A 10,815-nucleotide genomic window follows, 5' to 3' on the forward strand; every position below is an offset into this window, starting at 1 on the left:
GTTTTTTCACTCCTAATGTCAACATTATAGCATTTGTAGATAAAAAGTCACAATTAGGGCAAGAAAACTTATGGAAAATTATATATAAATATAATAATATAAAAGTATTAATTTATAAACAATAAGGAGGAAATGATGAAGAAATTTACATCTGGTTTATTAATTGTTGTAGTAGCAATCTTTGTCTTAACATTACAATATGTAAATGGACAAGGACCGTTTAAAACGACGGAAGGCAGTACAAAAGGCGACTCATATATCGTTACACGTGTCATCGATGGTGATACTATTATAGTTAATAAAGATGGAAAGGAAGAACGCGTGCGTATGATTGGTGTTGATACACCTGAAACGGTTAAACCTAATACGCCAGTTCAACCTTATGGTAAAGAAGCATCTGATTTTACGAAGAAACATCTTACAGGTAAACGTGTCACTTTAGAATATGATCGCGCACCGAAAGATAGATACGGACGTACACTTGCTTATGTTTGGGTAGGCGACAAAATGTTTAATGTCAGACTTGCAAAAGAAGGATTAGCACGAGCAAAATTCTATTCACCAAACTATAAATATCGCCCTCAAATCGAACAAGCACAAAAAGAAGCACAAAAGAAAAAGCTCAACATTTGGAGTGAAGCATAATTGGATAAATTGCTCGCGCGAGGGCATTTTTTAAATCACAAGACGAGCAGAAAACTTTAATTTAGCATGTGCAAATTGACAAACAAGCTGAGTTATCTACAGATTGGATTTATACTGTGATAACTTCAGCTTTTTGTTTTATAAACACTTGTACATTTAACTGTTATTAATAAAAATGAAAAATCTGACTTAAAAAGTCAGAAAAATCAGAAAGTGTTATTGACAAAATCAACACCCACATTATAATTAAAATAACTCAATTGTAATGGAGGGATGTATATGGTAGCTATAATAGGAATTACCGCTAATATTTTACGTGATAAAGATGGTATGTTTCCTGGGTACGAACGTTGCTATATCAACCAAGATTATGTTTATTCTGTTACTAAGCATGCAGGTGTGCCAGTTGTACTTCCTATACATTCAGATAAAAATGCAATCGAAAAACAGGTCGAACAATTAGATGGTCTTATTTTGAGTGGTGGTTATGATGTCAGTCCTCATTTGTATGGAGAAGATCCGAGAAACTTAATAGGAGAAACGTTATTAAAGCGTGATTTATTTGAATATACGGTATTAGAACTAGCAAAAAAACGTGGCATTCCCATTTTAGGTATTTGTAGAGGGGCTCAACTGATTAATGTATACCATGGCGGTACATTGTACCAAGATGTTTCTTATCGTGAACAAGAAACTTTAAGACATTGGCAAGGTGTGAATCCAACTGAAAAAACACATCGTATCCAAATATTAGAACAATGTCATTTAGCTCGGGTGTTTGAAGAACGAGAGATTTTTGTGAATTCATTTCACCATCAATTAATTAAAGATATTGCACCGGACTTCAAAGGCACTGCTAGTTCAAGTGACGGTGTGATTGAATGTATCGAAGCTCAGAACTATCCTTATTTAGTGGGGGTGCAGTGGCATCCTGAAATGTTATGGCGAGAAGAAGCAATGGATAAGTTATTTATAGATTTTATTAAAAATGCGAAAGAAAGTGGTTAAAAATGAAGAAATTAGGATTTTGGTCAATCGTCTTATTAGCAATTAACTCAATTATCGGCTCAGGGATTTTCTTATCTCCAGGTGCAGTCATATCCATTGCTGGGTCATATACGCCTTATGTCTACATATTAGCAGCAATATTTGCTTCTATATTGGCAGTAACATTTGCCGCTGCTTCAAAATATGTAAACAAAAGTGGTGCGGCATATGCGTATGCAACAGCGGCTTTTGGAGATAATATCGGTTTCTATGTAGGTATTACGCGCTTCATAGCGGCATGTATCGCATGGGGAGTTATGTCTACAGCAGTTGTGAAAACAGTCATCACGATATTCGGAGGTGACAATACAAATACCACACTGATTACAATTGGTTTTTTAATATTAATGGTAACACTACTTTTAATTAATATTACAGGGAATAAACTATTTGAAATTATTAATAATTTATCAACGATTGGTAAATTACTCGCACTCGTTACAACAATTGTAGCTGGTATTGTTGTAATTGTAACAACGGGTGAAGTTCGATTTTCGGAGGTCACGCATATCGTTGATACTTCTAAAATCGATACCACAACTTTTGTTTTGGCGATCATTGCTGCGTTTTATGCTTTTACAGGTTTCGAAAGTGTGGCGAGTGGATCTGAAGATATGAAAAATCCAGAGAAAAATTTGCCTCGTGCTATTCCATTAGCTATTCTTTCAATTGCCGCTGTCTATTTAGGGATTATTTTAGTTACTATGGCGTTGAATCCACAAGCTTTAATTGAAACAAAGCAAGTTGTTTCCTTAGTAGCTGTTTTTCACTCACCCATTATCCAAAATATCATTTTATATGGTGCACTTATATCCATGTTTGGAATTAACGTAGCTGCTTCATTTTCTACACCAAGAATCATTGAAGCCATTGCGAATCAACAACAAATTTCCCCATGGTTTAAAAAGCGTACAAAATATGATTTTCCGTTTAACGCCTTTATCGTTACTTTTTTAATTGCTATTATTATTCCTATGGCATTTCAATATAATATGACAAGTATTATTGTGTTAAGTTCAATCTCACGTTTTATTCAATTTTTAGTTGTTCCAATAGGGGTGATTGTATTTTATTACAATAAAAATAAAGGGACAGTATTAGAAAACGTTAAGAAAAATGTTTTTACAGATGTAATACTTCCTATCATTTCATTTTTATTTACAATCATATTATTAGTTAAATTCAATTGGAAAGGGCAGTTTTCAATCATTGAAGGTCAGCATACCACTTTGAACTATTTTGCAATTACAGCTATGGTCATTGGTTATATTGTGTTACCTGCTGTTTTATTTATACTTAATAAAATGAGACATCAGCAAAGTGACATAAAAGAATAAAAAATCTTTTGAAATGATTTAAATCAATCACATAATATTTAAAAAACTTGTTCTCTCTAATCGTGAGGGAGCAAGTTTTTTTATAAAGTCAGAATGATATAGTCTAACTAAAAAAAGCATTATACTTACATTCGTATTTTGAATAAATTTTTATCTAATTAAGCTGCTTTAAATAGGTGACTTAATTAAGATCCAATAGAAATTTTTAAGAGTGCACATATCCAAAGTAATATCACTGATAGATAATAAAGTAAATAAAGCATTTTGATTAACTTGTAAATTCTATTTGTTTACTTATTTTGTTTCATCTAGCCGTATCATCAAAAGATATGAAGGTATACTTATTCAATATGATTTTAAGTGGCGAAAAGAGTTGACATAAGCTCCTGTAATCGTGTAATATAAAGTTACAATATATATTGTATTTATACCTAAAATTACAGAATCTACTAAAACAAGACAAAATGTCGTGTTTATCCCACTAATTTATTAGTGGGATTTTTTTTCGTTTTAAAGCGTATTATAATGTAATAAATAAAATAAAAGGGGGATAAAAATTTGAAAAATAGTTATATTCTCGGTTTAGATGTTGGTATCGCATCAGTTGGATACGGTTTAATTCATAGTGATTCAAAATCAGTAATAGATGCTGGTGTGAGATTGTTTCCTGAAGCGAATGTTGAAAACAACGAGGGTAGAAGAGCTAAAAGGGGTTCAAGACGCTTAAAACGAAGAAGAATTCATAGATTAGATCGAGTTAAAAATTTATTAGCACAATACCATTTAATTATTGACGACAAAATTCCTAAGAGTACAAACCCATATCTAATCAGGGTTAAGGGATTATCATCACCATTATCTAAAAGTGAGCTTGTCATTGCACTATTACATTTGGCTAAAAGAAGAGGAATACATAATGTACATGTTGTGATGGACGAAAATGAAAGTACTAATGAACTATCGACAAAAGAGCAATTAAAAGAAAATGCAAAGCAGTTAGAAAATCGATATGTTTGTGAACTTCAATTAGATAGGTTAAATGAACATTATAAAGTAAGAGGGGAAAGTAACAGATTTAAAACGGAGGATTTTGTAAAAGAAGCAAGACAAATATTAACTACGCAACAAAATTATCATGACATTGATGATCATTTTATAGAACAGTACATACATTTATTAGAAACGAGAAGAGAATACTATGAGGGCCCAGGTAAAGGAAGTCAATACGGTTGGGATGGCGATTTGAAACAATGGTATGAAAAGTTAATTGGAAGATGTACCTACTTTCCAGAGGAATTAAGAAGTGTTAAGTACGCATATTCAGCAGATTTATTTAATGCATTAAATGATTTGAATAATTTAGTAATCGCAAGAGATGAAAATGAAAAGTTAGAATATTATGAAAAGTATCATATTATTGAAAATGTCTTCAAACAAAAGAAATCACCAACATTAAAACAAATTGCCAAAGAAATAAATGTTGAAGAATCTGATATTAAAGGATATAGAATTACCAAAAACGGGAAACCACAATTTACATCATTTAAGTTGTATCATGATTTAAATAAAATATTTTTGGATAAGAAAAACTTAGAAAATATTGAATTATTAGATGAAATTGCATTTATTTTAACGCTTTATCAAGATCCATTAAGTATTAAAGAAGCTTTGGATCAACTACAGGATTTATTAACAGAGTCTGAAAAAGAAGCAATTGCACATTTGAATGGTTATACAGGGACTCATCGTTTATCGTTAAAATGTTTACATCTATTAATCGAAGAGATGTGGCAGACATCTCGAAACCAAATGGAGGTATTTACTGCTCTTAATCTTAAACCTCAAAAGTTTCAGCTTTCTAAACAGAAGCAAATTCCTAAAAACATGGTTGAAGAGTTCATTTTGTCACCTGTCGTAAAACGTTCTTTTATTCAATCAATTGAAATTGTAAATACCGTAATAAAAAAGTACGGACTGCCAGAAGAGATTGTTATTGAATTAGCTCGAGAGAAAAATAGTGAAGATCGAAGAAAGTTTTTAAACCGTATACAAAAAGAAAATGAGAATACAAGAAAACAAGTAGAGGAAGCGATTCGAGAATACGGAAATCACAATGCAAAAGGTTTAGTTGAAAAAATTAAATTGCATCACATGCAAGAAGGAAAATGCTTGTATTCTCTACAAAATATTCCATTAGATGATTTACTTAGAAATCCATCACATTATCCCGAGGTCAGTATCGTTTGATAACTCTTTTAATAATAAAGTTCTGGTAAAGCAAGAAGAAAATAGTAAAAAAGGAAACCGTACACCATATCAGTACTTAAACTCTAATGAAAGCGCTTTATCATATGCGCAATTTAAGCAACACATACTCAACCTAAGTAAATCTAAGGAGAGAATATCCAAGAAAAAGAGAGAGTATTTGTTAGAAGAACGTGACATTAATAAATTTGAAATTCAAAAAGAGTTTATTAATCGCAATTTGGTGGATACACGCTATGCAACAAGAGAGTTAGTGCAATTATTGAAATCTTACTTTAGTGCTAATGATTTAGACGTTAAAATTAAAACTATTAATGGAAGCTTTACAAATTATTTGAGAAAAGCTTGGAAGTTTGATAAAGCTCGAAATAAAGGATTTAAACATCATGCAGAAGATGCGTTAATTATTGCTAATGTAAGTTATTTATTCAAACAGTCTAAAGAACTTAAAGAAGCAAATGCTATCTTAGAAAATAATAATTTAAGTCTAAATAGAAATAAAGAGTCCAAGAATTTACTATCCGAACAAGACTTTCGCAAAATGTTTGAAATTCCTAAGCAAGTCCAAGACATTAAAGATTATAAAGACTTTAAATATTCACATCGAGTAGATAAGAAGCCAAATAGACAATTGATTAATGATAGTCTATATTCTACACGGGAAGTAAATGAAGACCATTATATTGTTCAAACCGTTAAAGATATATATGCCAAAGATAATACTAAAATTAAAGATTTATTTTTAAAAACGCCTGAGAAGTTACTTATGTATAAACATGATCCTCAAACTTTTGAAAAATTAATGCTAGTGATAAAACAATATGGAGAAGAGAAAAATCCGTTTGCCAAGTATTACGAAGAAAATGGTGAATACCTTACTAAATATGCTAAAAATGAAAAAGGCCCCACTATCAAAAAATTAAAGTATATTGGGAAAAAAGTAGGGACTCATCTAGATATAAGCAAAAATTTTCCGGGTGCAGAAAGAAAGGTTGTACAGCTCTCCATTAAGCCTTTTCGCTTCGATGTTTTTCACTCAAAAGCAGGCTATCATATGATTACTTTAACTTACATGGATATAAAGAAAAAAGAGAAGCATTATCAAATATTAAAAAATGAATATCAAGCATTGAAAGAAAGATATAAAGTACCTAGTGATGCTCAATTTATTGGTAGTTTTTATTATAATGACTTGATTTCTATTGATGATGAACTATTTAGAGTAATTGGAGTGAATAATTCTACAAGAAATGTGGTGGAATTAAATATGATTGATATTAATTATAAAGACTATTGTGACTTAATGGAAATTAAAAAAACACCACGAATTTTTAAAACAATAGGTAAAAAAACTGAAAAGATTGAAAAATATTCAACTGACGTTTTAGGTAATCAATTTAAAGTTAAACCTTCAAAAAGTCCTCAACTTATCTTTAAAAGAGGTGTCCTATAATGTCTTGGCGCATCGTCTATGCAAGTGATGTCACTAAGTTATCTTTGTCATTGAGTAGTTTGAAAATTGCTAAGGGAGATCGGGAGATTAAAGTACCTTTGAGTGATATTTTTGCGGTTGTTATTGAAGATTTGACTGTTACGGTAACAGCTAGATTATTAGTTGAATTATCTGATTATAATATTTTAGTAATTTTTTGTAACCAAAAACATTTGCCAGAATGTGTATTGCAACCTATTTCTGGTCATTTTAGTCAGTATGCACAAATGAAAGCGCAATTGTCATGGGATGAATTAAGTAAAAAAGAACTATGGAAACAAATATTGAAGCAAAAAATATTGAATCAAATTAGGTGCATGGAACATAATAATATAAACATACTAAGATTAGCTGTGAAGAAATTTATGACGATAGATTTCTTCACAGCTATTTTTTATAGTTGTAGAGAGAAGTAGATCGAGTAGACTCTTGGATCTTTGAATCCGCAATTTAAACTGATCAGCTTTACTCTCCTTTTGAAATTCGTTTGAAGTATGTTGGGTTCTTGAAACCGTGTATAGGAAAATGAGATGAAAAAGGCTAAGTAAAGTTCAAAGCTTCTCAATTCTTTAAAGGAGGCTATATTTATCAATTACTTAGGTGTTGATATTAGTAAAAGAAGTAGTGTCGTAGCTCATTATCATAACGATCAATTTCAAAGAGAATTTACCATTCAAAATAATAAAAATGGTTATAATTATTTATTAAAGTATTTGAATGATTTAGACCACCTACAAATCATTTTTGAATCTACTGGTATTTATTCAAGAGGTATGACTCGATTTTGTCGCGTAAATCAAATTAATTATATTGAGATGAACCCGTTAGAAGCTAAATTCAGAACAAGTTCTTTAAGATCATGGAAAACCGATCAAGCTGATGCACATAAACTTGCGCTTTTGGCATTCAATATGAAGGACGCTAAAATTCAACGTCATACTGAAGAAATATATTTTGAGCTTAGAGAACGTGCAAGATTTCATTTAGAAATGGAAAATGATCAAAATAAACTAAAGGTAGAATTAGTTGAAGTGCTTCATCAAACATTTCCAGGCTTAGAAAAGTTATTTAAAAATAGGTACTCTAAGATTGCTTTAAATATAGCTAAAGTATTTCCTCATCCCAATTGTGTTTTCGCATTAACACATGACGAATTAACTCATACCATACTTAATTCAACAGCTAAAGGCATGTCCATTAAAAAAGCTCAAAAGTATACGAATGATTTGATTTCAATAGCACAAAATAGCTTCCCTACAGTTAAACAATCTTCATTTCTCGTAGAGAAATTAAGACATCTATGTGATAAATTACTTAAATCTATGCATGAAAAAGATTTGTTTGATAAAGAGATGATTAAATTAGCTAAGACAACTGATGCGTTTGAAAATATAGTTTCTATTCCTGGGTTAGGAGAATTAACCACTGCTTTACTGATTGGAGAGCTTGGAGATATAACACATTTTGAAACAAACAAACAACTCAATGCGTATGTCGGAATTGATATAAAACGTTATCAATCAGGTAATTCTATGAGCAGAGATACAATTAATAAAAGAGGTAATAAGAAAGCTAGACGTTTATTGTTTCTAATCATCATGAATATCATTAGAGGACGAAATCGTTATAAAAATCATGTTGCAGACTATTACTACAAATTAAGAAAGCAGCCAAATGAGAAACCTCATAAGACTGCAGTCATAGCTAGTGTGAATCGTTTGTTAAAAACCATTCATTATCTTATTACTAACAATCAATTATATGATTATCAAAAAGCACCACACTAATGTAACCATATAATCATATACATCATAACACCTTATTCAAAAAAATTAAATTGAACGGGCTAATTTAGTAATGCTTATTTTAAACATAAAGACTTGACTAATCGTAGGAAATGAGGCTAGGATTCGTAAAATGCAAGAATTGAGAGATGTCGTTCAATTAAAAGATGAACACAATATTGAAGGACAAGCTGCAAAATATTATTTTAATAGCTTTTTTGAAGATTTTAAACGTGATGATGACAATTCATTAGAGAATGCAGTTCTTAATTATGGATACACGATTCTGAATGCAGCTATTGCAAGAACTATCGTAGCAAAAGGGCTCATTCCCGCGTTAGGTATTCACCATATAGGTGGTAGAAATCATTTTAATCTCGCATCAGACTTTATTGAACCCTTTAGACCTTTAGTAGATTTATTTTTACTCAAACATCCGCCAGAAGATTTTTTGACAAAAGCATATAGATTAAAGCTTGTGAATTTGTTACATGCGAGGGTGCTTATAGACGGTAAGATGCAAACAGTTATACGCGCTATTGAAATCATGATTCAGTCTATCATTGATTATTTTAGAGAAGGTCAAAAACAATTGCTTAAATTTCCAGATATTAAGCAATTTACTTTCTATGAGCTATAGGTTTATGAGAGTAATGATTATGTTTGACTTACCAGTTGAGACGAAAAAACAGAGGCGAATTTATAGTAAATTTAGAAAAAGGTTACTTGAAAATGGTTTTTTGATGATGCAATATTCAATTTATATTAAAAGTGTTGCCAATAAAGATGCTGCAGATTTTTCAGTTTTACAAATAAAACAATTCTTACCTCAAGACGGTCATGTAAGATCTTTAATTATAACCGAGAAACAATATGAAAAAATGCAAATTTTGTTAGGTAAGGAAGATCAAAATATAGCTTTACTCGGTGATAATCGAACAATAATATTTTAAAGGATAATTATAATGAACAATATGATTTGGGAGATAAAAAGTACGCTTATCCCAAAGACTGAAATGAACATTGGGATGTACACTTCAATATATAATGAATTTGAGACTAAGGAAGAAGATATATTAAATATCATATGTGACTATTTTCAAAAGCGTCATTCAAATAAGGATGAAACAAGCATTTATGACAGAATTAATCAAGAACAATTGCCATCTAATCTTTATCAATGCTACATGTTAAGTCACGAAGCAATAGATAAGGAACATACTTTGGCTGCTAACGCAATAATAACTAAAAAGCTCAATCGACTTTTGTCAGAACAATACGAATTAGACAGCTATTTAAACTCTATTAATGTTTTATTAGAAGATTTGTTAAACCTTGTTAAAAATGATTTACCTTTAAAAACAAAGAGATTTGATACAAAATCCTTTATTAAAAATATAGAGTTTGCGTATGATTTAGATCACGAATATAGTCGCTTAATTGTAAGATTAGAGTCACTCATACCTTTAATTGTTGAAGAGTTAAGTTATCAATCTAATAATAAAGCATTATTGATTTATTGCTATCCCGAATCTAATTTAAGTCCGAAAGAACAAATTCGATTTAGGAATATTTTAGAAGACTTAGGGGTTCCAATAATTGTATTAACAGGATCGAAACATTTTATAGCTCATGATTTAGCGCATATGAATTATATTAGAAATGAAAAGCAATTATTGACAGTAGATTTTATTAATCATTTAGTATGGGATGCGCCACTTAATTTTGAAAAACTTGAGATTAAACGTAGCTTAGAAAAAATTATTAAATTATATCAAGAGGTCATTGAATTAACACCGAAGATTTCAAATTATAATTTAGCTGATATCATTGTCTTCGAACCAATAGATATCTATGTTGTCGTAAAATACCTTAAACATGCAAAACAAGATTTTGTATTGGATATCCATTATGACAATCTACCGATTGCTGTAGCGAAATATATAAAAATGTATGATTTGAAGTTTAATAAATAAATCTAAGAGCTTATTATAGGAAAAGGCTCTAGCGCTTGGTCAATTGACTTGTAAATTAATCGATTTATCAAGCGCTGCTAAATTATTTTAGTAGAAATTGTGCGAGATTTTAAAAATGTCTAACATTAAATTTGGTTATAATAATCATAAAAATAAGCTATAATTATAGCTAGAGGTTTTAGTACTCTGTAATTTTAGGTATAAATGATACACGGTGTCATGCAATTAGCAGCTGCATCGGGTTTTAGTACTCTGTAATTTTAGGTATA

The 10,815-nt window shown here is 30.5% G+C and carries 8 protein-coding genes and 1 pseudogene; all 9 read left to right on the plus strand.

Annotated features, from left to right (window positions below; all coding sequences use genetic code 11):
- Positions 1–135 precede the first annotated feature (135 nt).
- The 9 genes and pseudogenes from nucI (at position 136) to HMPREF1208_RS03575 (ending at position 10,546) form a co-directional block, all read left to right on the plus strand.
- Entirely contained in the window at positions 136–645 is a 510-nt protein-coding gene (nucI, locus tag HMPREF1208_RS03530) for a thermonuclease NucI (protein WP_016424977.1), read from the plus strand.
- Between the two features lie 279 nt (positions 646–924).
- Positions 925–1,653, plus strand: coding sequence for a gamma-glutamyl-gamma-aminobutyrate hydrolase family protein (locus HMPREF1208_RS03535; protein ID WP_016424978.1), 729 nt, complete (start codon positions 925–927; stop codon positions 1,651–1,653).
- 2 nt (positions 1,654–1,655) lie between these two features.
- Positions 1,656–3,029: an APC family permease gene (locus tag HMPREF1208_RS03540; RefSeq protein ID WP_016424979.1), complete on the plus strand. Its 1,374-nt coding sequence runs from the start codon at positions 1,656–1,658 to the stop codon at positions 3,027–3,029.
- 558 nt (positions 3,030–3,587) lie between these two features.
- Positions 3,588–6,747 (plus strand): annotated as a pseudogene (gene cas9 / locus HMPREF1208_RS12570) (type II CRISPR RNA-guided endonuclease Cas9).
- A complete protein-coding gene (locus HMPREF1208_RS03555; RefSeq protein ID WP_016424982.1) occupies positions 6,747–7,202 on the plus strand; it encodes a CRISPR-associated endonuclease Cas1 in 456 nt (151 codons plus the stop codon). The pseudogene cas9 and the gene HMPREF1208_RS03555 overlap by 1 nt, the downstream one beginning before the upstream one ends.
- Positions 7,203–7,373: 171 nt before the next feature.
- On the plus strand, positions 7,374–8,573 hold the full coding sequence (locus tag HMPREF1208_RS03560; protein WP_281182775.1) for an IS110 family transposase: 1,200 nt from the start codon (positions 7,374–7,376) through the stop codon (positions 8,571–8,573).
- A 130-nt stretch (positions 8,574–8,703) separates the two neighbouring features.
- On the plus strand, positions 8,704–9,210 hold the full coding sequence (gene cas1, locus HMPREF1208_RS03565) for a type II CRISPR-associated endonuclease Cas1 (protein ID WP_016424984.1): 507 nt from the start codon (positions 8,704–8,706) through the stop codon (positions 9,208–9,210).
- Positions 9,211–9,214: 4 nt separating this feature from the next.
- Positions 9,215–9,523 carry a CRISPR-associated endonuclease Cas2 gene (gene cas2, locus HMPREF1208_RS03570; protein ID WP_037559114.1) on the plus strand — a complete coding sequence of 103 codons (309 nt, stop codon included), beginning with the start codon at positions 9,215–9,217 and terminating at the stop codon, positions 9,521–9,523.
- A gap of 12 nt (positions 9,524–9,535) precedes the next feature.
- The gene (locus HMPREF1208_RS03575; RefSeq protein WP_016424986.1) at positions 9,536–10,546 is read left to right on the plus strand and encodes a hypothetical protein; all 1,011 of its coding nucleotides are present in this window, start codon (positions 9,536–9,538) and stop codon (positions 10,544–10,546) included.
- Positions 10,547–10,815: the final 269 nt, after the last annotated feature.

It is taken from the genome of Staphylococcus sp. HGB0015, assembly GCF_000411275.1.
In the GTDB taxonomy this organism is placed as follows: domain Bacteria; phylum Bacillota; class Bacilli; order Staphylococcales; family Staphylococcaceae; genus Staphylococcus; species Staphylococcus schleiferi.

What these genes read in the sequence shown, in the direction of transcription:
- cas1 (WP_016424984.1), top strand. Translation starts at nt 8,704, where the DNA reads ATGCAAGAATTGAGAGATGTCGTTCAATTAAAAGATGAACACAATATT.
- HMPREF1208_RS03535 (WP_016424978.1), top strand. Translation starts at nt 925, where the DNA reads ATGGTAGCTATAATAGGAATTACCGCTAATATTTTACGTGATAAAGAT.
- HMPREF1208_RS03575 (WP_016424986.1), top strand. Translation starts at nt 9,536, where the DNA reads ATGAACAATATGATTTGGGAGATAAAAAGTACGCTTATCCCAAAGACT.
- cas2 (WP_037559114.1), top strand. Translation starts at nt 9,215, where the DNA reads ATGAGAGTAATGATTATGTTTGACTTACCAGTTGAGACGAAAAAACAG.
- HMPREF1208_RS03540 (WP_016424979.1), top strand. Translation starts at nt 1,656, where the DNA reads ATGAAGAAATTAGGATTTTGGTCAATCGTCTTATTAGCAATTAACTCA.
- nucI (WP_016424977.1), top strand. Translation starts at nt 136, where the DNA reads ATGAAGAAATTTACATCTGGTTTATTAATTGTTGTAGTAGCAATCTTT.
- HMPREF1208_RS03555 (WP_016424982.1), top strand. Translation starts at nt 6,747, where the DNA reads ATGTCTTGGCGCATCGTCTATGCAAGTGATGTCACTAAGTTATCTTTG.